Raw genomic sequence first — 24,845 nt, forward strand, 5'->3', positions numbered from 1 at the left:
GGTGGATTCATCCAGTTCAAATACTCGTTAACGGAGTTCAGAGGTGGATTCATCCAGTTCAAAGACTCGTTAACGGAGTTCAGAGGTGGATTCATCCAGTTCAAAGACTCGTTAACGGAGTTCAGAGGTGGATTCATCCAGTTCAAAGACTCGTTAACGGAGTTCAGAGGTGGATTCATCCAGTTCAAAGACTCGTTAACGGAGTTCAGAGGTGGATTCATCCAGTTCAAAGACTCGTTAACGGAGTTCAGAGGTGGATTCATCCAGTTCAAAGACTCGTTAATGGAGTTCAAGAAATTTTCAACAACTAAAATTATTCAATCTTGTGGGGTGGGTATCTTACCATTGGTGTCAAGTTAAGCTCAAACTTCCTATGTCAATAAGCATTTAGGCTTAAAAATTCGGTTTGAAAGGGACAAAAAACGAACTTTTTCATGGACTATTAATGCTTTGTTTATTAGCATCACTACCAGCTTGCGTATAAAATTCAGAAAAAAGTTCACCTTTATACTTCGTTCCTAACAAAACCTATCGTTGACAAATGGGTTTTAACCTTAAGTTGACACTAATGGTATCTTACCCGCCTTTGATTACGGGCGGGCGAGACGCCCACCCCACAAGAAGTAAGATGTCTTACTCCTTCCACTACCTCTTTCTCTCACGATTTTTTTATGAAGCGAGTTTTCTTCTTGGTGCATCAAGAACAACTTCCGCGACTGAAAAATCACGTTTAATTTTCAAGCTGTTGAGATAAGCGATCGGATCGTCGGCGTTAAAGGGAGTACCATCGAACAGTTTGATCGGTTGGCGAATATAGCTAATATCTAAACCTAATTCTCGTGCGGCGGTGCTGAAAACACGAACTCGACAAACCCGTTCCACAACTTCTACCCAATTTCTGGGGAAGGGAGTGTCACCCCAACGCGCCAATTGACTCATAATCCAAATTTGTTCGGTGCGGCTGGGGCGGTTAATGGCAGACTCAGAATAAAACTGGTGATGGGCATAGTCTCGCAACGGATGATCTAAGTCACAGGTGAGATTATCTGGATCTTCGAGTTGAATGTATTCTAAATCAGTGCTGACGTAATCTCGCCCTGCTAAAATTTGCCGAATCTCTTGGGCATTTTCGGGATTTGCACAATACTGGCAAGCTTCTAACAAAGCTTTGGTTAAGGCAATATGCGTATTTGGATAATTCTCTGCCCAATCTTCCCGCACACCAAGAACTTTACCGGGGTGTCCCAACCAAACTTCTAAGTCGGTAGCGATGGTAAAACCGACATTTTCCACAGCAGCGCGGTAGTTCCAAGGTTCGCCGACACAATAACCATCAATGCTTCCGGCTTTTAGGTCGGCTACCATCTGCGCTGGGGGAATGGTCTTCATATCCACATCGGTGTCGGGGTCTACTCCACCAGCCGCTAGCCAGTAACGCAGTAGCAAGTTGTGCATCGATGCGGCATGTACTACTCCCATTGTGTGCCGTTGTTCGCGAGTGCGAAGCAGGTATCTTTTGAAATCTGATAAGGTTTGTACACCTTGGTCATAAAAGTGTTTTGCCAAAGTGATGGCGTTACCGTTGCGAGTCATGGTAAGGGCGGTGACAACGGGCAGAGGTTGGTTATTATGTCCTCCCAAAGTTAGCCACATCGGCATTCCTGAAGGCATTTGAGCCGCATCTAAATAACCACCAGTCATGCCATCGACGATACCCCGCCAGTTGCTTTCTCGCACGAGGTTAACTTCATCTAAACCATGCTTGACAAAAAAGCCTTTTTCTTTGGCAACTGCTAAGGGGGCGCAAGCTGTCAGAGGTAAAAAACCAATTTCTAGGTTAACTTTTTCCAACCCATGACGGGCAATGTCAGCAGTTTTCCGCGCCCGAATTTTCTTGATGCGCTTCTGCTGATTGAGGAAGTAAATCATCTCACTTCGCAAGCTGTAGTAGCTGGGATGTTCTACTACTTCCATCCGCTTGCGGGGTCTGGGAATATCCACTTCTAAAATGTCGCCGATTTTAGATTCGGGGCCGTTGGTTAGCATCACGATTCTGTCAGATAACAGCACCGCTTCATCGACATCATGTGTCACCATCACGGCGGTTACTTGATTTTCTTCGCAGATTTGCATGAGTTGTTCTTGCAAATTACCGCGTGTGAGTGCATCTAATGCACCAAATGGTTCATCTAGTAGCAGTAATTTGGGACGAATCGCTAAGGCGCGGGCGATCGCAACTCGCTGCTTTTGTCCACCTGATAACATTCCCGGTTGTTTGTCAGCATGGGGACGCAAACCCACCATATTTATATGTTTTTCGATAATGGCATTGCGTTCATCTGCGGGTAAACCCTTCATTACCGAGTCCACGGCGAGGGCAATATTTTCTCTTACTGTCCGCCAAGGTAATAGGGAATAATTTTGGAACACCACCATCCTGTCTGGGCCAGGTTTGGTAATTTTTTGTCCTTCTAAAGTGACAATACCTTCAGTTGGCAAATCCAAACCCGCAATCATATTTAATAGTGTGGATTTACCGCAACCGGAGTGACCAATTAAAGAAATAAATTCTCCTTTTTTAATTTGGAGGTCGATTCCTTTGAGGGCAATATATTTGCCACCACCAGTTAATTCAAAAACTTTTTCAATTTGATCGACAGCTACGAACATAAGATATTTGGTATTTGGTATTGTAGATTAGAGATTATTTGGGATTAGGGATTGGAAAAATCTTTCCTAGTTTCCATTCCCCATGCCCAGTGCCCCATGCCCCATTCCCTATTTTTGCTCTGCTGGTAAAATCTTGTTTTGCAGCCAACCCATCGCTTTATCTAGAATCAAGCCAACAATGCCGATATAAACTAGAGCTAAAATTACTTCGCTGACGTTGTTATTTTGATAGGCATCCCAGATAAAGAAGCCAATGCCGACAATACCGGACATGACAATTTCGGCGGCGATAATTGCTAACCAAGCTAAACCGATCGCAATTCTCAAGCCGGTAAAAATGTAGGGTAATGCCGCTGGAATCAAAATATTAATGAAATATTCTTTGCGGCTAAGTTGCAGAACTTTGGCGACGTTGTTGTAATCTTGGGGAATTTGGGTAACGCCGACAGCAGTGTTAATTAAGATGGGCCAAATTGCTGTAATGAAAATTACGAATAAGGCGGCGGGTTCGTTTTGTCGTAAAGCTGCTAAAGAAATTGGTACCCAAGCTAGAGGTGGTACTGTCCGCAGTAGTTGAAAGATGGGGTCTAATGCTTTGGACATGGTTTTATTCACCCCAATTAAAATGCCCAAGGCAATACCAACGATCGCAGCTAGGGTATAACTGATAGCAACCCGTTGCAGACTTGCGAGAATCTGCCAAAATAAACCTTTATCAATGCCACCTCGGTCATAAAATGGCCAGAAAATCAGAACCCAAGTGTCTTGGATAACTTGTATTGGCCCTGGTAATGTTGCGCCGGGAGTCCAGGCGAAGAGTTGCCAAAGAATCAGGAAGATGGCGATGGCGATCGTTGGTGGTATCAGATCGGGAAATTGCTTTTTCAGACTGGATATAAAGCTATTACTAAATCTAGGACTTGCAGGGCGTTTATGGGCGAGTGTCATGATGCTGTATTCTCCTCAAATTTTATTTGTTATTTGTCATAGACGCGATTCATCGCGTCTCTACAAGAGATTAATCGCGTCTCTAAATACTGACTTTTTTGATTTTCAAACTCTTCAAATATTCTTCTGGCTTTTCGGGGTCAAATTTTATGCCATCAAAGAACTGTTCTACACCACGGGATGTATTTGTAGGAATATCAGCAGCAGCAATACCAGCTTCTTTGGCAGCTTCTTTCCAAATATCTTCGCGGTTGACTTTGTTGATAAGTTCCTTCGCTTTAGCAGCATTATTCTCTAGGTAATCTTTTGGCAAGAATCCCCAACGAACATTTTCAGTGATGAACCATAAATCATGACTCTTATAGGGATAGGAAACACTACCTTTTTCATCTTTCCAGTAGTAAGCAGCCATTGATTTATCATCAATTTTGCGACCATCACCCATGTCATATTTACCTTGGTATGGATCGGCTAGAATTTCTGGTGAAGAAAGATTGAAATAATTTCGTCCAGCCAGAATTTCAGCCGCTTCTTTGCGATTATCAAAATTATCTAGCCACTGTTGAGCTTCCATAATTCCTTTTAAAATCGCTTTGGTAGCCTTGGGATTTTTATCAACCCAGTCGCCTCGGATAGCGAGATATTCTTCAGGATGATTTTTCCAAATTTCTGCGGTTAATGCTGCTACGTAACCAATTTTGTCTTGCACTAGGCGATAAGGCCAGGGGTCGCCTGTACTAAAGGCATCCATTGTTCCGGTTTTCATGTTGGCCACAGTTTGCGCGGCTGGTACTGTGAGCAATTTGACATCTGCATCTGGGTCTAAGCCACCTGCTGCTAACCAGTAGCGAATCCATAAATCTTGGTTGACGTGGGGAAAGGTGAATGCAGCAGTGAAGGGGGTTGAGGATTTTAATTCCTTAAATAAAGACTTAGCGCTGGCGAGTTGTAAACTAATACCTTTGCCTTGGTGCTTGTTTGCGATCGCAATTCCATTTCCATGCGTAATTAATTGACATAATACATACATGGGAATTTTTTGATTGCCCTTGGTAATTAAAGCTTCTGTAATTAAATGTGGCATAGGCATCTGCCATTGACCGCCATCTATACCACCACCCGCAGAACCAATTTCTACGTTGTCTCTGGCTGCACCCCAAGAAGCTTGTTTGGAAAGGTCAACATTCTTCATCCCATACTTTGCAAAAAAGCCTTTTTCTTTAGCAATAATTAAAGGAGCTGCTTCTACAATGGGAATGTATCCCAGCTTAACTGTAGTAGTTTCGGGTGTTTGTTCGGGACTAATATTAACAACCGATTGAGCAGTTGGTTGTACTTGAGTGCTTCCCCCGGTGAGGTTTTCAGGAGGATTACCCAAACAGCCTTTGAGGAATATAGTACCCGCAGATGCTCCGGCTGTGAAGATAAATTTGCGGCGAGAAATTTGATTAAAAAATTCTGTCATAAATATCTCCTGAAAACGTGAATGTTATTTTTTATAGCTATGACAATTTAGGCAAAAAACCCTGTATTTCTTGCATTATTAATGATTAATCAAGCTATATTTGACCAAGCGATCGCAGCCATTTCATCAATGAAATAGCTACCTATATAAGAACTCGGTTAAATTATTGGCTCTGCTTTTTTAATGTGATGCAGAGGTATCATTCACCTTGTTGAAATCAGTTTACAGCCTTTGAAGCCGAAATTATTAACTTTAATTCGGGATTATTAAACAAATATTAGATTGAATGTATAAGTAAAAATTTATCCATTTCTCTTAACTATAGGAATAATTTCTAATATATAGACTCCTATTTATGAAGACTATTATGTTTGCTTTATGATTGACTATCTTCACTTCTTTTGTAACTTAATTTTAGTAGTAATTTGTTATCTATAAGTTTTTATTTATCACAACTATTATGTTATCTCTATAATTTAGAAGCGCACTGCGATCAGAGTGAGATGGTAAAGCTGGGAAAGTTGAAGACCTAAGCAAATACTCCAAATAGGTGTATTTCTTATCCAGCGATCGCAACTATCTGCCGTTTCCAACACCATGAATAAACCCCGTCTTTTTAAGCAGCAGCCGTAGTTCTGCGTGACGAAGTTTTGTATCCTTGTTGTTATTTTCCCACATATCAGAAAAGAAGTCTTGCATCAGCGCAATGATGCTGCGGTACTTGACGATGCTGGCAACATAAAACTTATCTAACTTCATGACTCCATCAGTATGTATCTGCTCAATGTTGTCGAGTAATATAGAGCGCAGTTCATAAGGTTTTAAGCCTTCTTTTATGCCATATTTTTCCATAATCCGGCGTTTATCGTTCTCCGAACATAAATCATACGGCGATCGAATCAGATGACCAAGATTCCGCAGAACTTCTCCGTAGTCATAAAATGCGTTCTGCTTAGGCATCATGTAAAAATAAGTTGTACAAATTTAATTTGGAATAAGCTGTCAGCCTTACTTTCCAATTAAAAGTGTTCAAGTTATTTTTGCGTGACTCCTTAAAGAAAAACTTTTCATCTTTCGTCAACGTAAAACTCTTGTCCAGTACCAAACCAAAATCAGTCAAATATATCTGTTTACCGTCGGTGAGGATACTGCGAAAATGTGCGTCAAAGTGGATGATTCCCTTCTTCCTCAAAAAGGTAATCGTCGTGCATAAGTCATTCAGGGGTTTTTGAAGTTTGTTAGGGTTTTCCCGCAGCCATGTTTCCAGAACATGCGGTACATACTCTAGAAACAGAACCAACTCATAGTTGGCGATCGCTCTATCTAACATATAATTGCCGGCGTTGGTACTATTGCCCCAGTACTCCACATAATCTTTTAGACGTTCCATATCGACATCCGTACGCCGCCCAGAGAAAGGAATAATCCGATAATGGTACATCAGTGGGAAAGTGGCAATTACGCCCGACAATACCCAGTTAGTTGTCTTGATATGGGTAATAAGTTCCCGAAAGACCCCAAAACCAGTAGAACCGAAGCCGTAATTACAGTAAGTCGGCAGGTTATAGAGATTTCTGGTGGAGAACAGGTTGTCATATTCGATATTTGTAACCGGAACACGTTTCACAAAGACCTTGGATTCCCCAAGGACGATGGTGTGATTCATTCCCCAACCTGTACTCGACTCATTCGACTCACTATTGTCAAACAGAGAACGCAATTGTGCATTATCTAACTGAGCGATTTGTGAACTGAGCTTGAAGTACCTCTTCCTTCTAAGTTCTATATGCTTCTTAGGCATTTTCACCCATCCAGCCACAGCATAAGAGACTGTAAGACTATTGTGATAACAATTCAATTAATGATTGCAACACATCTTTGGCTAAAGACGCGATTCATCGCGTCTCTACAAGGCAAATAATTGGGAGTAGTTCAGGTAGTGTATTCGGCGTTAATCTTCACGTAGTCGTAACTCAAATCACAACCCCAGGCTTTACCCACACCATAACCATTGCCAACGTTAACGGAGATTAATACCGTATCCTGTTGCAGATAAGTACCCACCGATGCTTTTTTCAAATAAGCACTTGCTGCTGCACGGTCAAATTGTAGAGGTTGTCCATTGTCTAACATTAAAAAATCCCCTAGCTTAATTTGCAGGTTTTCTTGCTCAAAGGGCACACCTGCACGTCCGGCGGCGGCGGCGATGCGTCCCCAATTTGGATCGCGTCCAAAGATTGCAGATTTAACTAAGGATGAACCGGCAATGGTTTTGGCTATTTGACGGGCTGAGAGTTCGTCATGAGCGCCAGTCACCTCCACTTCAATGAGACAGGTTGCACCTTCACCATCACGAGCGATCGCTTTGGCTAAATGCTGACAAACTGCTGTTAACATTGCCTCTAATTTCTCTGCTTCTGCGCCCCATTCTATAATTGCTGGGGTGCGAGATTGACCGTTTGCCAAGGCAATTAAGCTGTCGTTGGTGCTGGTATCACCATCCACGGTAATGGAATTAAAGCTTCTATCAGCTGCCCTTGCTAACATTTGTTGCCAAAGGGCTGGCGAAACCACAGCATCACAAGTCACAAATGCCAGCATGGTTGCCATGTTGGGGTGAATCATGCCGGAACCTTTGGCAATGCCACCAATTCGTACCGGGCGTTGGCGCAGCCCGCCGGAGGCATCGCCTATAGTTGTCTCTAGGGCAATAGATTTTGTTACTAAATCTGTAGTGATAATCGCGCCGGCAGCGGCATCTGAGCCTGTTTCTGATAGTGCCCCTACTACCTTGGGAATCCCACTTCGCAAGGCATCCATCTTAATTCTTTGACCAATCACACCAGTGGAAGCCAATAACACAGATTCAGACGAGATGTTTAGGGCTTGGGCTACTGCCAGAGCAGATTCTAGGGTATCAAGGTTGCCTTGAGTTCCTGTCGCGGCGTTTGCTTGTCCAGCGTTGCAGAGGATGGCACGAGCGCTTTGTTTGGCTTGCAAGCGTTGGCGACAATATTCTACACAGGCAGCTTTAACTTGGCTGGTGGTGAACACACCTGCTGCGATCGCTTCCACCTCTGAGAATATCAAAGCTAAATCTGGTAACCCCGAAGGTTTCAATCCTGCGGTAATTCCCGCCGCCTGATACCCCCTCGGTGCTGTGATGCCACCTGTTATTTTTTGCCAATCTGCCATTATTCTTCCTTATAACTATCAGGTTGGATAGGTCAATTTGTGCTGAGTTAGGAGTCATTCAATTTTAGATTTTGGGTCGCACCTTTGGTGTGCTGACAGGGCAACTTGGATTTTGGATTGAAGGAGAAATCTAAAATTGGCAGAGTTAGGAGTTATATCATGTTCGGGTAAAGACTTATCATTTAGACCGCAAGGGTGCAGGGGGCAGGGAGAAAGAGGTTTTCCTGACTTTTGCACGGATGCGGTAATCATAAGTAATTAACCGGACTTGATATTATTATTCTCCCCCAGCTCTCCAGTTACTTTTATTGTGAGTTTATTTGCTGATGGCAATAATAATGCACGAGTTGGCGATTAGCATAATTGTTTTTACCTTTCTTATGACGAAAGACAAATATGAAAAAAGAGAGCAACTTGGGTCGCTCTCCAGATCATTACGGTGCATCTTTTTATCACAGTATATAATTTATTATCTAAGGGTTAATACTTGTTTATTAAGATTATTTCTAAAAATTTGATGAAGCTTATCCGTAAATACCACAAACCAAAGATAAAAAAGAGAGCCACTTAGGCAGCTCTCCAGATCATCAGGGTGCATCTACTTACCACAGCATAGCATTTTAGGTATGCGGGTTGTCACCAGCTTTTATATGAAGATTATATGAAGAAATACCGGGAAAATACTTACTTGGGAATTGGGCACAGGGGAAAGATTTACTGAACTCTCCTCTACTTCCTTCACCAAGCATTGTTGACTTAACAGACTACTAGCAATACGGTTCAGTTAACATGTTTGTCTCTTGGAGATCCCCCCAACCCCGCTTAAAAAGAGGGACTTTCTCTAATCTTTACCCCCTTAAAAAGGGGTCACTGTAGGCGGGGGGATCTGATCCGAACCGTATTGAGACTACTAAGCGTTCAGTTTCTTTTCCACCAATTCGTTAGTCAGCTTAGGATCAGCACGTTTACCTGTCTTTTTCAGAACTTGTCCGACAAAGAAGCCCTTGAGGTTAGTGTTACCGTTGCGATACTTTTCTAGTTCTTTGGAATTGGCGGCGATGACTTCATCAACGATGGGTTCCAGTACACTAGGATCGGTGATTAACTCTTGACCAGCAAAGGCTTTTTCAGGAGAAATACCACTGAGCAAATCTGGCAACTTTTCTTTAGCTTGAGCATTACTAATTTTGCCTGTTTCAATGCGAGTAATGATATCTGCTAAATTGGTGGGAGTCAGGGCGATTTCAGTAATACTGAGTTTTTGCTTATTAAGGTGGGCTGCAATATCTTGAGTAATCCAGTTGGCAGCAGCTTTGGGATTTGCTCCAGATGCGATCGCAGTTTCAAAATATTCGGCGATTGAACGATCTTCTGTCAAAACTCGCGCATCGTAAGGAGAAAGCCCCAATTCGCTTTCATAATGATGGCGTTTCTGGGCTGGTAGTTCTGGTAGTTCGCTACGCCATTGCTCTAATTGTGCATTTGACACCTCAATTGGTGCTAAATCTGGTTCGGGGAAGTAGCGGTAATCGCTAGAACCTTCCTTCACCCGCATACTACTTGTGCGTTGAGCGCCTTCTTCCCACAGTCGAGTTTCTTGGATGATGCGCGAGCCTGCTTCGATGGCGGCGATTTGGCGCTCAATTTCGTAGTCAATCGCCCGTTGGATGGCGCTGAAGGAGTTCATGTTTTTAATTTCTACCTTAGTGCCAAACTCCTCTCGTCCCACTGGACGCACGGAAATGTTGACATCGCAGCGCAGAGATCCTTCTTGCATATTACCATCACTGACGCCGAGATACCGCACAATCCGGCGTAACTCTTCGGCATATTCAGCAGCTTCTAGTCCAGAACGCAGATCGGGTTCCGAGACAATTTCTACTAACGGGATACCTGCGCGATTGTAGTCTACTAGAGAATAGGAAGAACCAGAAAGGCGATCGCTACCAGCGTGTACCAATTTTCCAGCATCTTCTTCCATGTGCAGACGCGTGATGCCAATACGTTTGCGAGTGGGATTCCCCTCAGCATCTACCAACTCAATTTCTAACCAACCATGTTCTGCGATCGGTAGATCGTATTGAGAAATTTGGTAATTTTTCGGTAAATCTGGATAAAAATACTGTTTACGGTCAAATTTGCTATATTTAGCGATTTGACAATTTAGTGCCAAACCAGCTTTGACGGCGTATTCTAATACTTTTTCATTGAGTACAGGTAAGACCCCAGGTAAACCCATACAAACCGGGTCAATGTTAGTATTGGGGTCAGCACCGAATGCCGTAGAGCTATTAGAGAAAATCTTGGTGTTGGTACTCAGCTGACAATGGGTTTCTAAACCAATAATCGCTTCATACTCAGTTTTTACAGTCGTAGCAGTGGTCATAATATCAATAACTTGGGCATAATCTTTGTAGTGGTACTATTGTAGCGGCGTATCGAGTTGCCCTGAAGACTGTTATTTGGGTGAGCAATGCTTACCTCTTGAGGTTGAAAAGGGAGATGCAAACCTAAGATGAAGAAAATCTTGATTATTGGTTCTGGAGGTGCTGGTAAATCTACCCTAGCCCGCGAACTGGGAACCATCTTAGGTTTAGAAGTGATTCACTTGGATGCTTGGTACTGGAATCCTGGCTGGGTTGAGACTCCAAAAACTGAATGGCAGAGCATAATCCAAGACCTAACCCTACGAGAATCTTGGATTATGGATGGTAACTATAGCGGTACGCTCGACCTTCGTTTGTCGGTTGCAGACACGGTAATTTTTTTGGATTTTCCTCGGATTTTGTGTTTATCACGAGTGATTAAACGTCGCTTCATGTATGCTGGACAATCTAGACCTGATATGGCATCAGATTGTCTTGAAAGATTGAACTGGGAATTTCTCAAATATATCTGGTCATATCCAATTACTCGTCGTCCTGGGATTCTAGAAAAACTTAGTCAAGTAACACCAAACCAGCAAGTTATTATTCTCCGCAAACCAACAGAAGTCAGAGAGTTTTTACTAAAGATTTCCCACTATTAATAGTCGCTCTCGTCTAGCGTCCCCACAGCTAAAGCAATATGCTTATTTTAGTGATATAGCGGTTCCCATTCAGATGCGGTACAAAATTATATCGCGAATTGTAGGGGCACGGCAGTGCCCATTGGTGTCAACTTAAGCAAAAAATAGCTTGACCCTTGGCCTCCTTGCCCGCCTGGGAATGAATTCCCAGGCTAATAGCGAAAGTCTACTCAAGTAGACTAAAGATTTTTGGTGATATTTAGTCATCTTTAGATGACTTTAGCTATGAGCAGGGAATTTCAATTCCTGGCGGACAAGCGGTTTCACGTTAAGTTGACAGCAATGGGCACTGCCCGTGCCCCTACGGGTGTACTTCGCTAAGTCGGGAAACGCTATAACTGTCCCTGAAAATCCCCCTAATCCACACCAGTCCGCTCAACGAGGGGAAAATACGCACAGGTTTTAAAGGGGTTTTAGCTGAAGTTGACAGTAGTGTACAGATGTACGCTACTACAGCCGATTCATTTGTTGCCAAAATTTTGGAAGCGCTATGACAAGCTATGTAATTTCTATATTTGTATATGCAAATTAAAAAGCGTCTGGGAGTGTTGCCGTGTTTCCACCCCAAACGCTTTTTATTCTTAACTTGCTCCTCACACACAAATAAACCATATCACTACTTCTATCAAATGGCAAGTATATTGAGTGACATTTTCAAAACTGCACAAGCAATGTAATTCTTGCCAAATTAAAAAGCGCCTGGGAGTGTTGCCGTGTTTCCACCCCAAACGCTTTTTATTCTTAACTTGCTCCTCACACACAAATAAACCATATCACTGCTTCTATCAAAGGGCAAGTATATTGAGTGACATTTTCAAAACTGTACAAGCAATGTAATTCTTACCAAATTAAAAAGCGCCTGGGAGTGTTGCCGTGTTTCCACCCCAGCCGCTTTTTATTCTTAACTTGCTCCTCACACACGACTCTACGATATCACTGCTTCTATCAAAGGGCAAGTATTTTGAGTGACACTTTCAAAACTGCACGCTTACGGTTAATGATTTAGTGTAAAAAGTGACGCACACCAGTTAAGACCATCAGCAAACCCAGTTCGTTAGCAGCTTTGATTGAATCTTTATCGCGCAAACTTCCCCCTGGTTGAACAATGGCTGTAATTCCAGCGGCGGCGGCTGTTTTGACTGAATCATCAAAGGGGAAAAATCCATCGCTGGCTAGAGTTGCACCTTTGGCTTTTTCTCCAGCTTGTTCTAGGGCAATTTTAACTGAGCCGACGCGGTTCATTTGACCAGCACCTACTCCTAGTGTAGTGCGATCGCTTGTCACAACAATGGCATTAGATTTAACATGTTTGCAAACTTTCCACGCAAACAGCAATTCGGCTAATTCGCTGTCGGTGGGTTGACGTTCGGTGACTACTTGCCATTGACTGGCGTCAGCAATCACGTCATCGCTAGTTTGGACAAGGAAACCACCTGCGATCGCTTTCACTGTATCCTTAGGGCCACTGCTCAAATCAGCTAGAGTCAAAAGCCGCACGTTAGATTTCTTAGCCAGGATTTCTTGGGCTTCGGCTTCACAACTTGGTGCAACTACACATTCTAAAAATGTTTTAGTTAACTCGCTGGCTGTAGCCGCATCAATCGGCCGGTTGAGTGCGACAATCCCGCCAAAGGCAGAAGTAGAATCAGCGTTAAAAGCTTTTTGGTACGCTTCAAAAATACTGCTTCCCAGCGCCGTACCACAGGGGTTTGTATGTTTAATAATCGTTGCGGCGGGGATATCAGTGAATTCAGCAATAATTCGGCGTGCGGCTTCTAAATCAACTAAATTATTGTAACTAAGTTCTTTACCTTGCAGTTTCGTTGCGGCTGCCCATCCCGTCGGGGTAGTACCAATTTGATACCAGGTGGCGGGTTGATGGGGATTCTCGCCGTAACGCAGAGATTGCAATTGTGTCCCGCTAAGGGTGTACTGCTGTGCTTCTGAGAGATAAGATGCGATCGCTTGATCATAACTAGCAGTGTGCGAAAATCCTTTCAATGCAGCCTTTTGCCGAAAGTCTAGGGATGCTTGACCGTTATTTTGACGCAATTCCTGCAAATACTCGTCATACTGTGCCGGATCGCATAATACAGCGAGATGAGCGAAATTTTTCGATGATGCCCGTAGCATTGCTGGGCCACCGATATCAATTTGTTCAACAGCCTCTAATAATGTTACCCCTGGTTTAGCAATAGTTTCCTCAAAGGGATAAAGATTGACTACTACTAAATCAATGGGGCGAATTTGATTATTTTCTAAATCTGTAATATCTTGGGGAGTATTTCGCCGAGCCAAAATTCCGCCATGAATTCGGGGATGTAGGGTTTTGACTCGACCACCTAAAATTTCTGGTGAACCTGTGTAATCTGCAACTTTGGTGACAGGGAGTCCCGCATCTTTGAGTGCTTGGGCTGTTCCCCCACTGCTGATTAAATCAAAGTCAAATTCTTCAACCAAGCTACGGGCTAGGTCAATTATACCAGTTTTGTTAGATACACTCAGCAGGGCTAGACGCGCCATTGATCAATTCCTTAAAAGTAGGCTAGAAGCGAAGGATCTCAAGTTTTGCATAAGCCTTGCTTTAGTTCAAGATCATTAGAGATAATAACGTTAATAAGCATCTGATTATCACTTTTATCTATTTAAGATTGCTACAGATGGCAGGCATTGTCGCAGTTCAACATCTATTCTTCATCTTCTTCTTGCTCTTACATAATATTTAATGGCTTTATAAAAGCTAAAAATTGCACTAAATACTACTCAAAAATTGATAGTATTTAGTGCGATCGCTAATTTTTCTCTAGTTCAAATTCAATACCATTATCCAAAATTTAAAATTCGGTCAGTTATTAGAGAAATAATTAAGCGGTCTTAAAAAATCGAATAATTTCGCGGACATGATCGAGAAATTGTCCATCAGTGGAAAGTTGCGCGATCGCATTTCTGGCTTCTCTCCCCAAACGCTCATGTTCTGTTTGATTTGTCGCCCGTAATTCTTCTAAATTAGCCGCAATTCGAGCTAAATCTCTACGAGTTTCTTCGGCAAAACGTTGTTGAGTTGCGGCTAAGGAATAAGGTTGTTCAGGATTGAGTTGATCTTCCAAAGACTGGATTTTTTGTTCCAATATAGAGAAGCGATCACGCAGTTCAAAAATATCTTCGCGCGGATACTTCCATTCTTGCCGAATCATCGCTAACCGCGCATATAAATACTCATAAGCGCGAATCGCAGGACGCAGAATTGTTAATAACAAAGCTGCACCAGAACTTATATATCCCACCGTACTAATACCAGTGGTAGCAAGAGTATAAAGACCAACGGCTGAGAATAAGTGTAAAGCAATGGCAACCCAGAGCGATCGCTTTGCCAACACTGTGACATACTTCACTTGTTTCTCATCGACTGGAATTCCTTTCTCTTTGGATTGTGCTGCTTCTGCTAAGACTTCTTTCGCTTGAAAATGCACATTCCACGGGACGGTGACAATTACCAACAGCCACCAAAAACTGGCACCACCAATCACCCAGTCAAGAAAGTTACCAGCAGGGATGTGCAACCATTGGAGTAAGCCAAAAGCCGCTAGTACCACAACCACAATTCCAGCTATGGAACTGATGAAAAAGTTAATATACATCTTGCCCTGTCTCCGGTGAAACTATCACCTCGATTATGGCTAGTAGTTTTAAATTATACAAATATATTTGTGATGGTTTTTCTAGTTGCACATAATAAAAGAAGGGAGAAATAATGGAATACTGCTTTGTAGAGTTTCAAGTAGATGATTGCAAAAGATTCAATTCTCTTTGTGAAGTTTTCAACGAAATTAAAAAAGATAAAGACAACGATTCTTGGCGTAATGAAGAAGATTGGCTAATTTTTTTTGATCGCAAAGCATTATCACATTTTTGGTGGCCTAGTGAAGAGGAAGAGACTGAACATTTCCGTCGCTGGTTTGCAACACCTGTGGAACAGAGGTGGAGAGATCCAAGCCTCGAAACTCCTTGGGACTTTTATTCTATGTTTGATGCTTTTCAAAATGGTGAATATCAATTAATTGCTTGTAGAATGGTTTCTGCCGATAGAGCTAGACTGGAGTTTGAACCCGTTAGCTATCCCTATGGCGGAACTGGTACAATACAAGCGTTAGTTGAATCCTTCGATTTTGTAATTCTTGCAGAAGATGATGGTATAGAATACACAAAATTTAATCTGTAGTTTGGGGAAAGAATGAGATAATTTCAACCTTTTCCCGTCACTATTGGATGAGATAACTGCGCCAAATTGATTGAGTATCTTTACTATCTTTTTCTGGAAGCAGCAATCGCCAAGTTTTACCTTCTTGCTGAATTTGTAGATAAAGATCAAAGGGTTTTTTTGGTTGCGTCAAGCGTCGTTTTGGTAGCTTAACAATCAAGTCGTAGGTTCCTCGAACGCGGAAAGCTGGTAAATTTTCAATCGTCAGGGGTTGTTCCTGGGTAATTGATAGCCGCTTAATTTCAAATCCTTGAAAATCTAGATCCAACTGTTGGCTAAGTTTTTGTTGAGTTTGCTCTAGCCTAAGTGCGATCGCTTTTTGCACTAAATCGCTAGTCGGTAGCAGTCCAATACTGCCACAAGCTGTCACTAGCACCAGCAATATTGCTGTCAAAACTAACCGCACCATGTTATTCCTGAGATTCCACTTATCAGCGATAGTATAACTGTAGATTCTCTCAATTCTCTCATCTACCATGCCAAAACAGTCTATAGGTCTTGATAACCAACTCTACAATTATCTTTTATCCGTTTCGCTACGAGAACCAGAAATTCTTGGGAAGTTGCGCCAAGAAACCGCCAATCATCCCCGGAGTGGAATGCAGATTTCACCAGAACAAGGGCAGTTTATGAGCCTTCTGGTGCAGTTAATTGGAGCGAAAAAAACCCTGGAAGTTGGAGTTTTTACGGGTTATAGCTCACTTTCTATAGCTTTGGCACTACCGGCTGATGGGAAAATTATTGCTTGTGATGTGAGTGAAGAATTTACTGCGATCGCTCGGCGATATTGGCAAGAAGCTGGGGTTGCCAATAAAATCGATCTCCGATTGGCTCCAGCTTTGGAAACTTTAGATCAGCTATTAGCAACTGGGCAAGCCGAGACATTTGATTTTGCCTTTATTGATGCTGATAAAGAAAATTATGATGGATATTATGAGCGATCGCTACAATTAGTGCGTCCAGGTGGATTGATTGCGATTGATAATGTTTTATGGTCTGGACAAGTAGCTGACGAGCAAAATCAAGATGAAAGCACTCAAGCAATCCGGGCGCTTAACGAAAAGTTACATCATGACGAACGAGTTACCCTCTCCCTTGTCCCCATCGCTGATGGACTTACTTTAGCAATTAAGCGACCTTAATACAACAAGGGCGCACAACTAACTGTGCGCCCTTACACGTGTTCTACTTCTATTTACTTAGAAGTTATAGCCAATTCCTAATTGTAGTCCTACATCAGTGTCATCCAGAAAAGCAGCATTTACACCACCTGTTAGCGTCAATTTAGAACCGAGAGGAACGTCTACACCACCAGTTAGCAGTAATCCAATATCAGTATCCAAATTAGCTTCAATTGCTACACCAGCCCCTATATAAGGAGATATAGTATAGGTTCTTTCACCCACCGAACCTGCTCTGCTGGGAGAAAAATCCAAAGTTACGGGAACTAGAAATATTGTATCGTCTCCAAAGATCACCGATGGTCGCAGTGATAGGTAGTTTGTCAGACCAAGTTTACTGATCACTGTAAAGTTACCGTCGCTGAGAGCTGTATCGTTGCCGCTCAAACCAATGTTACCACCAACTCCGATATAGCTTCTGCCACCACGAGTACTTCTGCCTACGTTAACATCAGGCGTTGTACTTCCTGTTGGCGGCTGATTTAACTGACTGATGTTAACATCAGGCGGAATCAGGACTTGGTTAATCGCATGGATAACACCATTGCTAGCTTTAACGTCCGCTTGGATAACTCTGGCATTATTCACCGCGACTTGATTGTTAGCGGAATCGATTTTAATGTTTACAGGTCTTCCTTCATCGGTTTTCAGTTCCCCTGCCGAAAGTTGACTAGCAGTTACCGCACCAGGAACCACATGATATCTCAAAATCTTAATCAATGCTTCTCTGTTTTCTGGTTGCTCTAACTGTTGTAAGGTAGCAGCAGGCAAAGCAGCAAATGCATCATTGGTGGGAGCGAAGACTGTATAAGGGCCTGGCTGTTGAAGAATATCTGCTAGACCGGCTGTCTTTAATAAAGAAGTCAGAGTTGTAAAAGAACTACTGGATGCAGCCAGAGAAACAATATCAGTACTGGTAGGAGTTCCAGCTACAACGTACTGACTAGCTGGAAGATTGCTAGCAATGGGTTGCACCCGTCCCTGTTTAACTAAAGCTTGATATAAAAGTGCTGCTGCTTCAGCACGAGTCAAAGACTGTTGCGGATTGAGTTGTTTTACATCCGGGTAGTTAACAACAAGATTACCTACTGTCGCTGCTGCCACACTCCCAACAGCATAGTTCGGAATAGCTGAGGCGTCGTTGTAGTAAGTACTGAGAGTATTTGTATCGCCACCAGTTAAACCTAAGCCACTACTTAAAGCAACGATCCCCTGCACTCTAGGAATTTCTTGATTTGGTCTAAATACGTTCCCAGGATAGCCTGCCAAAAATCCAGTTTCGTAGGCTTGCTGAATTGCAGAAGCCGCCCAATAGCCAGCAGGGACATCACTAAATCCACCTGCACTTAATTGCCGAACTCGGTTTTGGTTATTGAAAGCTTTTTGAATTAAGGCGGCAAATTCAGCACGAGTTACAGGTTGATTTGGCCTATACGTGCCATCAGGAAAGCCAGCAATCACGTTATTGTCAGCTAGGGCTTGAATGAAGGGACGCGCCCAATAATCTGAGGAAACATCAGACAAGTTAGTTGTTGAAGTTGGTGATGGTGTAGCAGATGGAGTAGGAGATGGAACAGTATTTTGAGATGAAGCTGGTGTAGAAATTACGATGGGACTTATTATCGCAGCTGTCATTCCCAGAACTAGTAAAGCAACCTTTGTTGATGACCAACGAAACAAACTAGACATGGAAGTATCCTCTTTTCAATTTATTGGGTTGACTATTGGAAAATACTGGATGCAAGGTTAAGTGAATACAAATATCCAGATGATTATGATTACTAGGTTCGTCTTGATATCGAAGCCGGAAATGAAACCCGTTAACTTTGGAAAATTAAAATGTGGGACATTATGAGTAGCTGCTCTGACATCTCATAATACTTATCCCTATGTTTACCACACATAGTATAGTATAAGATTCGTATTTATTTTTTAAAGAACCGCAGATTAAACCAAGCATAAGCAGAGATACTTTGATAATCTGGTATGTTGCAACAATAAAGATAATTTAGTGCAAGGAGGCGATTTTATCAATTTTAAAATTGCAGTCAAGCAGTAAAATAATTGGCTTTTAATAGCCGTTTCTCTATGATTGCCGATGAGGGTTAAGACCGTCAAGCTCAATGCATCATGTTCTTTAGCAAGATTTAAGAAATAAAATGTGTCCTGGCGATATGCTGTATTATTAGGCTTTAATCAAAATTATACAACTAACTAATGGCTGGATTTCGAGGAAACACTTTCACTCTTTAGATAGTTGCCCAGTGAAGGGAAATTTGGAAATACTAGACTGGAAATTGGCGATCGCAATCAAAAATTTCGAGCCTGATTGTGCCAAGTTTTTGGGCTAAGAATTATTTTTTTGCAAAAGATTATTTGATGAAAATGAACTCATAGATAAATTAGGATTTTTGGAAGAGGTCTAATCTCTATCAGTTCTGCTTATAACTCCTCTGGAGCTATGGCAACAAATCCAGTTTTAACTCCCCGCTTAAACCCAGCATTTTCATAGAAGTGCAACGTCTCCTCACGTTTTGAGCCACTCAGAAGCATCACTTTATAGCACTGTTGCTGCCATGCTAAAGCTAATGCATAATGGAGAACCTGTGTACCAAATCCCTGTCGTCGGTAATCGGGGTGAGTGACGACATTTTCAATAATGCCGTATGGACGTGTGCCACGTGTCAAGTTGGGAACAATGGTTAAGTTACACGTTGCGACTAACTGATTAGCAATATCAGCCACAATGTAATACAAACGGGGATCATCTAAAATCCCATCCCAGATGGATTGTAAAATATCATCAGTAGGTAGAGGCGCATCTACAGGATTTAAGTGGTGATACAACGCCAGAAGTTGGGGAAGTTCGTCGCGTGCAATTAGGCGAATGGTAATTAGGGGTTTAGACAAAGCTGTATTAGGGTAATTATGTCAGGGAGCATGTTTGAAATTTGCGTCTTCCCCAAATTTCAAATCACGTGAATTCTACATAACGCTTAACTACGAGTTAACCAATCGAGCTTAGAGGTTGTTTGAAAAGTCTAAATTATTACTTGCCTCTGCGACTAGAAGTCGCGGCTACACATACAAAACCCGCCTACGCGGGTTATAAAACTCGATTTTCTGCTAATTTACGCAGGTGGACTTAGCCTGTGTAGTAGCGAATTATATTCGCCCAAAACTTTTCAAACTTCTACTGTTTAGGCAAATAGACATCCCCAATCCCCAGTTCAAAGAATTAATTCGGCTTACCCGTAATCGTGAATGCTGCCCAGTAGTAAGGATGATTATAAAGATTTTTATCTGATGCCATTTTGCTATTTCTATATAGCTGTGTCGCTAAATAAGTTTGAATTCTTACTTCCTCTGGATGCAAATTATTCAAGACATCTTCATACCATTTTGTCAGTTCTCCAGCAGTTAGTTCTTTCAGCCATCGTGTTGCTTCAGCCAAGGCAGTAACTGCTGATTTATTGGGCTGCAATCTTCGGTAAAACTCGATCATCACCAAAGCACTAGCCGAAGATTCTACACTCCAGAGAGTACTCACTACATGAGGAACACCCTGACTCACAAAACCACTGGCTAAACTCACATATTCGCTGATAGTGTGATTGCTAGTACTTAAATTTTCACAGGCAGAGAGGGTAATAAGGTTGTAACTTGCAGCAAGATTTTGTTGGCAGATTTCATCTAGAGTCAGTCTATCTTCACCTGCTAATGCTAACTCTGACTTTTTAGGTTCAACTAAATTATTAATAACATTACCCGTAAAATGCAAAATGTTATAATTATCAGATAAGGCATTTTCGACAATACTTTTTGTAGCTTCTGAACCTTGAATTCGTTGGATATTATCGAACATCTGACTAACAATTTCAGACTCAAGTTTGGCAAATTTAAGTGGGGGATAAGCTGTACTTTGAGGATGTTCAACACTGAGTAATAACTTATTTTGCCACTGCCAAATATCCTCAGTTCTTATTGATAAACCAATTTGGGCACTAGGTAGATAGGTGACGGTGAAATTTGATTCCACATTCGGCAACTCTTCCGGTGATGAGGAAGAGAGATGGAAAAGTGTATGAATGGGCAATCTGTATAAGTCACGATGAGGAATTAAAACCAGTTGAGTGATGCCTTCGAGTTCCTGTGCAATTGTGGAAATATTCAGGATTTCATACAGTTGCAACAGCTTCTCTTCCATACTAACTCGCCAAGAATGCTGGCTTTTACTGTCTTTGTCTTGGGCGGTGTTGCGATATTCTTGGTATTGTTGATGCCAATCTTCTAGCCAAGTTTCAAATTCAATTAGGCGTTGCACTGCTTCAGGTAGGGGCAATTCATTGAGACGGATAGCGTCTTCTCCTAAAGGTATTGCCCCAGGATCTTGCATGGGTGTAAAGAGGAGGATCGGTGATGGTGCTTGGTCTTTGAGAATAAAAGTATGTAGGGCTACAGGACTAATATGCCAGTAAATAATTGCTGTTGTGGGATTGAATAGTTGTTGAATTGCGCCATAATAAGGCGAGTAAATATTATCATTCCAGCCAGAAAGCAGCCAGTTTAAACAAGTATTTTTACCTTGTTCGGCAATTTCCCAGGCTTCTACTAAATCACCAGACTCCACAGCCAAATCAACTGCCAATTGATCAAAGCCTGCAAATTTCAAAGCTAGCTGTTTTTTACTTTCGTCTGAGCGAGTTTCTTCACTCAGTAATTGTCGCAATAAATCTGTACCGCGTTGCAGTAATTCTTGAACTTGTGTTGTTTGTCCCAAACCCATTAACACTTTGCTTAGAGATTGCAAAACCTCTAAGTGCAACTGGGGAAAATATTCTAGTGTCAGGGTTAATAGCGCCTGATGGTACTCAGATGCGGCTTTGCGCCAATAATCGCGGGGATTGGGATGTTTTTTGCCTTGGTCGTAGTAAGTATTAGCGATCGCAAAATGCAATCTACCCCAACCTTCTGGGTGGGTATCTGTCCGCAGATGCTTTAACCCTTCCTCGTAGCTGGCTAATTTCCCTTCGTAGCCACCCTGTTGTAAGGCGGGATTTGTCGCTGTGATACTACTCGATAAATTCAACAAGGCGTCAGAGTTAACTAAATTACCGATCGCAGTTCCCCGACCAATCCAAGCTTCCCAATAATCTTGCTTAATTTGCAAAGCATTATCATAACAGGCGATCGCTTCGGCAAATTGTTCTAAATAAAACAGTGCTACTGCCTGATTATACCAAGCTAAGTGGAAGTCGGGTTTAATGGCGATCGCTTGGCGATAGGAGGCGATCGCTTCTTGGCGGCGTCCTAAGTTGTCTAATGCTATACCTCGGTTGTACCAAGCTAAGTAGAAGTCGGCTTGAATGGAAAGTGCTTTATCCCAGGAGGCGATCGCTTCTGACCATCTTCCTAAATTAAACAGCACTACACCCCGGTCTATCCAGACTTCGTGGTACTCTGGGTTAATTTCTATAGCTCTGTCGTAAGATATAATCGCTTCTGTAAATTGTTCGCCTACAGCTAGGGCTATGCCTCGGTGATACCAGTTTTCCTGGTCTTCTGGTTCCAGATGCAGCGCTTGGTCATAACTGGAAATAGCTTCTGGTAGCCAACCTAATTTCAGCAGCGCCAAACCCTTGCTAGACCAAGCTTCTTGGTAGTCTGGCTTGATTTCTATGGCTTTGTCAAAAGAAGCGATCGCTTCTTCAAAGTATCCTAATTCTCCGAGAGTTCCACCCCGGTTGTACCAAGCTTTGTAGAAGTCCGGTTTCAGTTCTGTGGCTGTTTCGTAAGATGCGATCGCTTCATCAAAACGTTCTAAATGGAACAGTGTCAAGCCTCGGTTAAACCAATATTCTGAGAAATCGGGTTGAAGTTCGATGGCTTGGTCATAAGATGCGATCGCGCCTAACAAATCACCTGTTTTCGCTTGGCTTAGACCTTGGTAAAACCACCCTTGAGCGTGGGTAATCGGATTATCGCTATGTCGCTCAATAATACCAGGGGAATTACTGCTTTGAACTGCCAAATTAGAAGCAAGTTGCTGGACTAAATTGGTACTTTGATCCAACCTTACCCACAACTCATCTAGGGTATAAGCCACATTTGGCTCTAAATTCGTCAAAGTGTTATCCCAGGTTTCCTCTGAGTCAGACGTTGTTAATTCAGTTTTTTGTCTAGTGAAAAGGAGATTTGCTGGTGTTTTAGTGGGAGTAACTTCAATTTCTTCATCGCCGAACCTCAGTTCGGCTAATGAGGTGATTGAATCTTCCGCAGCGGGGAGAGGTAGATTTTCGGGTATTGTGGTTTGAGCATCTTCACCTTCATACTCCAATACCAGTTCCTCTAAGTTTTCGGTCAATCTTTCTTCAAAATAGACATTTTGGGGTGCTGACGTTATTGGTTCAACATCTTGCACATCATATTCCCATAATTGCTCACCTAAGCTACGGATTAGCTCTTGCCCAGGGGAAGTTGGGAGAATTTCTTCATCGTTTGTAGTTTCTCCGTCATCTGGCTCATCATACTCCCATAACTGTTCGCCCAAATTGCGGAGCAGTTCTTGCCCAGGAGTAGTTTCTTGGATATCTGGCTCATCATACTCCCATAACTGCTCGCCCAAATCGCGGAGCAGTTCTTGCCCAGGAGTAGTTTCTCCGTCATCTGGTGCTTGATTGTCCTGATATTCTTCTATCTCTATCTGTGTGGGTGAGTTTTGCATGAGCCGGATACCAATGTCATAGGCAACATCTCCAATTCTGCCAACACCAAGTTCACCTAATTGCACCATCTGTGTTGCCAACAGAGGATTCGGTGCGGGTGAAGCTAGCAAGCTTTCGCCAAACATCACCAACCAATCTATCCAGCGTTCAACCGGAATGCGATTTTCGATCCGTTGCAGATACCTCAATGCCCACTGTCGTCCTCGTGCTTGATGCACGCCTTCTAACAATTGGATAAACAATTGTTCCAGATCCGCATTGGTTAGTTCTGGTAGTACCTCCACCAGATTATGTCCTCTCACACCCTTGAGAGAACTAGTCTGCTTACTTGCAATGAGGCGCTTTAAAAACCTTTTAAGCGACTGCGATATCCGCCTGAGCATCTGCCACACTCTTGGATTTTGTTTTTCTAGATTGTAGCCATCGTTGTGTTAAAAAAATCATGAATCACGTAAAAACCCATTAGATTCAGACAGCGCTTCCGTAGAAGGTTAGCAAAAAATATACAAACCTTCAAGAGCATAGCATTACAACGTTACAATTCCCAGATTCAACTCTTGAGTTTTGACTTTGCGAAGTCATTAATTTCCTGTTTGCTCTGTAGTCGATTGTTCCGCAGGATATAATTGACTAATCAATGCCTGGACAAGCACTTGTGGGTCATCTGTTTCAACGGCAAGCTGTTGAGCAATCTGCTGACGTAAGTTTTCATCCTCCTGTAACATTACAAATAACTCTTCTAGGGTGACAGTTTGGTATTCTCCTTCTGGAAGGTTTTCTGGTGCATCTGCTGACTCAGAGACTAGGGTGGTTGGCTCAGAGGGCAAAGTTGTGCTGAGAGCATCTGGCCCTTCATATTCCCAAATTGGTTCGCCTTGATTGCGTGTCAACAACTGCATTCCAATACTATAAGCAACATCTCCGATTTCTCCGATGCCCAACTCACCCAGTTGCACTAATCGCGCAGCCATTTCATTATTGGGTGTAGGTGATGCGAGCAATTTGTCGCCAAAGCGCCCTAACCACTCAACCCAGTCTTCAGTTGGGATTCGATGTTCAATATTGTGCAGCCACTTCTGTGCCCATGCTTCCCCTCGTGCTTGATGTACTCCTTGCAACAGTTCGGTGAAGAGAAATTCCAGATCCGTATCGCTTAAGGGTGGTGCTGGTTCTTTTTCCACATTCGCCCTAGATTTTGAGGTAGTCTGTTTTCCACCAAACAAGCTCTGAAAAAGCTTTTTGAGCCATTGAAATAGCCGCTTGAGCATCTGCTAGCACCATCGAGTATTGCTTATCCTAAAATTGTAGCGATCGCACTGGACTATGGCGTTAGTTC

Annotated in this window: 18 protein-coding genes; 3 read left to right on the plus strand and 15 right to left on the minus strand. The window is 42.6% G+C overall.

Annotated elements, in window-relative coordinates; translation table 11 throughout:
• The 8 genes from HWQ44_RS23185 to gatB form a co-directional block, all read right to left on the minus strand.
• Positions 1 to 293: hypothetical protein (locus HWQ44_RS23185; protein WP_292723602.1), on the minus strand; the 293-nt coding region annotated here is incomplete at its 3' end.
• Between the two features lie 376 nt (positions 294 to 669).
• Positions 670 to 2,670, minus strand: a complete 2,001-nt coding sequence (locus HWQ44_RS23190) for a nitrate ABC transporter ATP-binding protein (RefSeq protein ID WP_292723604.1) — start codon at positions 2,668 to 2,670, stop codon at positions 670 to 672.
• A gap of 108 nt (positions 2,671 to 2,778) precedes the next feature.
• Entirely contained in the window at positions 2,779 to 3,618 is an 840-nt protein-coding gene (gene ntrB, locus HWQ44_RS23195; RefSeq protein ID WP_292723606.1) for a nitrate ABC transporter permease, read from the minus strand.
• Between the two features lie 82 nt (positions 3,619 to 3,700).
• Positions 3,701 to 5,083, minus strand: a complete 1,383-nt coding sequence (locus HWQ44_RS23200; protein WP_292723608.1) for a CmpA/NrtA family ABC transporter substrate-binding protein — start codon at positions 5,081 to 5,083, stop codon at positions 3,701 to 3,703.
• A 576-nt stretch (positions 5,084 to 5,659) separates the two neighbouring features.
• Positions 5,660 to 6,043 carry a hypothetical protein gene (locus tag HWQ44_RS23205; protein ID WP_292723610.1) on the minus strand — a complete coding sequence of 128 codons (384 nt, stop codon included), beginning with the start codon at positions 6,041 to 6,043 and terminating at the stop codon, positions 5,660 to 5,662.
• Complete coding sequence (locus tag HWQ44_RS23210; protein ID WP_292723612.1) at positions 6,036 to 6,884, minus strand: hypothetical protein; 849 nt, start codon at positions 6,882 to 6,884, stop codon at positions 6,036 to 6,038. Before HWQ44_RS23210 ends, HWQ44_RS23205 begins: the two co-directional genes overlap by 8 nt.
• Before the next feature lie 131 nt (positions 6,885 to 7,015).
• Entirely contained in the window at positions 7,016 to 8,278 is a 1,263-nt protein-coding gene (gene argJ, locus HWQ44_RS23215) for a bifunctional ornithine acetyltransferase/N-acetylglutamate synthase (RefSeq protein ID WP_292723614.1), read from the minus strand.
• A gap of 910 nt (positions 8,279 to 9,188) precedes the next feature.
• Positions 9,189 to 10,664 carry an Asp-tRNA(Asn)/Glu-tRNA(Gln) amidotransferase subunit GatB gene (gene gatB / locus HWQ44_RS23220; RefSeq protein WP_292723617.1) on the minus strand — a complete coding sequence of 492 codons (1,476 nt, stop codon included), beginning with the start codon at positions 10,662 to 10,664 and terminating at the stop codon, positions 9,189 to 9,191.
• Between the two features lie 129 nt (positions 10,665 to 10,793).
• Here gatB and HWQ44_RS23225 point away from each other — a divergent pair, with 129 nt between their 5' ends.
• Positions 10,794 to 11,306: a DNA topology modulation protein gene (locus tag HWQ44_RS23225; protein WP_292723619.1), complete on the plus strand. Its 513-nt coding sequence runs from the start codon at positions 10,794 to 10,796 to the stop codon at positions 11,304 to 11,306.
• Positions 11,307 to 12,347: 1,041 nt separating this feature from the next.
• Here HWQ44_RS23225 and purH read toward each other — a convergent pair.
• Positions 12,348 to 13,868: a bifunctional phosphoribosylaminoimidazolecarboxamide formyltransferase/IMP cyclohydrolase gene (gene purH / locus HWQ44_RS23230; RefSeq protein ID WP_292723621.1), complete on the minus strand. Its 1,521-nt coding sequence runs from the start codon at positions 13,866 to 13,868 to the stop codon at positions 12,348 to 12,350.
• A 341-nt stretch (positions 13,869 to 14,209) separates the two neighbouring features.
• Complete coding sequence (locus HWQ44_RS23235) at positions 14,210 to 14,983, minus strand: hypothetical protein (RefSeq protein ID WP_292723624.1); 774 nt, start codon at positions 14,981 to 14,983, stop codon at positions 14,210 to 14,212.
• 113 nt (positions 14,984 to 15,096) lie between these two features.
• Between HWQ44_RS23235 and HWQ44_RS23240 the strand changes: the two genes are divergently transcribed.
• Positions 15,097 to 15,564 (plus strand): hypothetical protein, encoded by a 468-nt coding sequence (locus tag HWQ44_RS23240; protein ID WP_292723626.1) that lies wholly within the window; start codon positions 15,097 to 15,099, stop codon positions 15,562 to 15,564.
• 40 nt (positions 15,565 to 15,604) lie between these two features.
• Here the strand turns inward: HWQ44_RS23240 and HWQ44_RS23245 are convergent, their stop codons facing one another.
• Positions 15,605 to 16,012 (minus strand): hypothetical protein, encoded by a 408-nt coding sequence (locus HWQ44_RS23245; protein ID WP_292723674.1) that lies wholly within the window; start codon positions 16,010 to 16,012, stop codon positions 15,605 to 15,607.
• A 67-nt stretch (positions 16,013 to 16,079) separates the two neighbouring features.
• On the opposite strand from HWQ44_RS23245, the gene HWQ44_RS23250 reads away from it, so the two are divergent.
• Positions 16,080 to 16,745 (plus strand): class I SAM-dependent methyltransferase, encoded by a 666-nt coding sequence (locus HWQ44_RS23250; protein ID WP_292723631.1) that lies wholly within the window; start codon positions 16,080 to 16,082, stop codon positions 16,743 to 16,745.
• Positions 16,746 to 16,802: 57 nt separating this feature from the next.
• Here the strand turns inward: HWQ44_RS23250 and HWQ44_RS23255 are convergent, their stop codons facing one another.
• The 4 genes from HWQ44_RS23255 to HWQ44_RS23270 form a co-directional block, all read right to left on the minus strand.
• A complete protein-coding gene (locus HWQ44_RS23255; RefSeq protein WP_292723633.1) occupies positions 16,803 to 18,473 on the minus strand; it encodes a fasciclin domain-containing protein in 1,671 nt (556 codons plus the stop codon).
• 753 nt (positions 18,474 to 19,226) lie between these two features.
• Positions 19,227 to 19,694 carry a GNAT family N-acetyltransferase gene (locus tag HWQ44_RS23260; RefSeq protein ID WP_292723635.1) on the minus strand — a complete coding sequence of 156 codons (468 nt, stop codon included), beginning with the start codon at positions 19,692 to 19,694 and terminating at the stop codon, positions 19,227 to 19,229.
• Between the two features lie 328 nt (positions 19,695 to 20,022).
• Positions 20,023 to 23,892 (minus strand): tetratricopeptide repeat protein, encoded by a 3,870-nt coding sequence (locus HWQ44_RS23265; protein ID WP_292723637.1) that lies wholly within the window; start codon positions 23,890 to 23,892, stop codon positions 20,023 to 20,025.
• Between the two features lie 198 nt (positions 23,893 to 24,090).
• On the minus strand, positions 24,091 to 24,777 hold the full coding sequence (locus HWQ44_RS23270) for a hypothetical protein (RefSeq protein ID WP_292723639.1): 687 nt from the start codon (positions 24,775 to 24,777) through the stop codon (positions 24,091 to 24,093).
• Positions 24,778 to 24,845 lie beyond the last annotated feature (68 nt).

It is taken from the genome of Nostoc sp. JL34, from assembly GCF_017114945.1.
Lineage (GTDB): Bacteria > Cyanobacteriota > Cyanobacteriia > Cyanobacteriales > Nostocaceae > Nostoc.

What these genes read in the sequence shown, in the direction of transcription:
- HWQ44_RS23190 (WP_292723604.1), bottom strand. Translation starts at nt 2,670, where the DNA reads ATGTTCGTAGCTGTCGATCAAATTGAAAAAGTTTTTGAATTAACTGGT.
- ntrB (WP_292723606.1), bottom strand. Translation starts at nt 3,618, where the DNA reads ATGACACTCGCCCATAAACGCCCTGCAAGTCCTAGATTTAGTAATAGC.
- HWQ44_RS23200 (WP_292723608.1), bottom strand. Translation starts at nt 5,083, where the DNA reads ATGACAGAATTTTTTAATCAAATTTCTCGCCGCAAATTTATCTTCACA.
- HWQ44_RS23205 (WP_292723610.1), bottom strand. Translation starts at nt 6,043, where the DNA reads ATGCCTAAGCAGAACGCATTTTATGACTACGGAGAAGTTCTGCGGAAT.
- HWQ44_RS23210 (WP_292723612.1), bottom strand. Translation starts at nt 6,884, where the DNA reads ATGCCTAAGAAGCATATAGAACTTAGAAGGAAGAGGTACTTCAAGCTC.
- argJ (WP_292723614.1), bottom strand. Translation starts at nt 8,278, where the DNA reads ATGGCAGATTGGCAAAAAATAACAGGTGGCATCACAGCACCGAGGGGG.
- gatB (WP_292723617.1), bottom strand. Translation starts at nt 10,664, where the DNA reads ATGACCACTGCTACGACTGTAAAAACTGAGTATGAAGCGATTATTGGT.
- HWQ44_RS23225 (WP_292723619.1), top strand. Translation starts at nt 10,794, where the DNA reads ATGAAGAAAATCTTGATTATTGGTTCTGGAGGTGCTGGTAAATCTACC.
- purH (WP_292723621.1), bottom strand. Translation starts at nt 13,868, where the DNA reads ATGGCGCGTCTAGCCCTGCTGAGTGTATCTAACAAAACTGGTATAATT.
- HWQ44_RS23235 (WP_292723624.1), bottom strand. Translation starts at nt 14,983, where the DNA reads ATGTATATTAACTTTTTCATCAGTTCCATAGCTGGAATTGTGGTTGTG.
- HWQ44_RS23240 (WP_292723626.1), top strand. Translation starts at nt 15,097, where the DNA reads ATGGAATACTGCTTTGTAGAGTTTCAAGTAGATGATTGCAAAAGATTC.
- HWQ44_RS23245 (WP_292723674.1), bottom strand. Translation starts at nt 16,012, where the DNA reads ATGGTGCGGTTAGTTTTGACAGCAATATTGCTGGTGCTAGTGACAGCT.
- HWQ44_RS23250 (WP_292723631.1), top strand. Translation starts at nt 16,080, where the DNA reads ATGCCAAAACAGTCTATAGGTCTTGATAACCAACTCTACAATTATCTT.
- HWQ44_RS23255 (WP_292723633.1), bottom strand. Translation starts at nt 18,473, where the DNA reads ATGTCTAGTTTGTTTCGTTGGTCATCAACAAAGGTTGCTTTACTAGTT.
- HWQ44_RS23265 (WP_292723637.1), bottom strand. Translation starts at nt 23,892, where the DNA reads ATGCTCAGGCGGATATCGCAGTCGCTTAAAAGGTTTTTAAAGCGCCTC.
- HWQ44_RS23270 (WP_292723639.1), bottom strand. Translation starts at nt 24,777, where the DNA reads ATGCTCAAGCGGCTATTTCAATGGCTCAAAAAGCTTTTTCAGAGCTTG.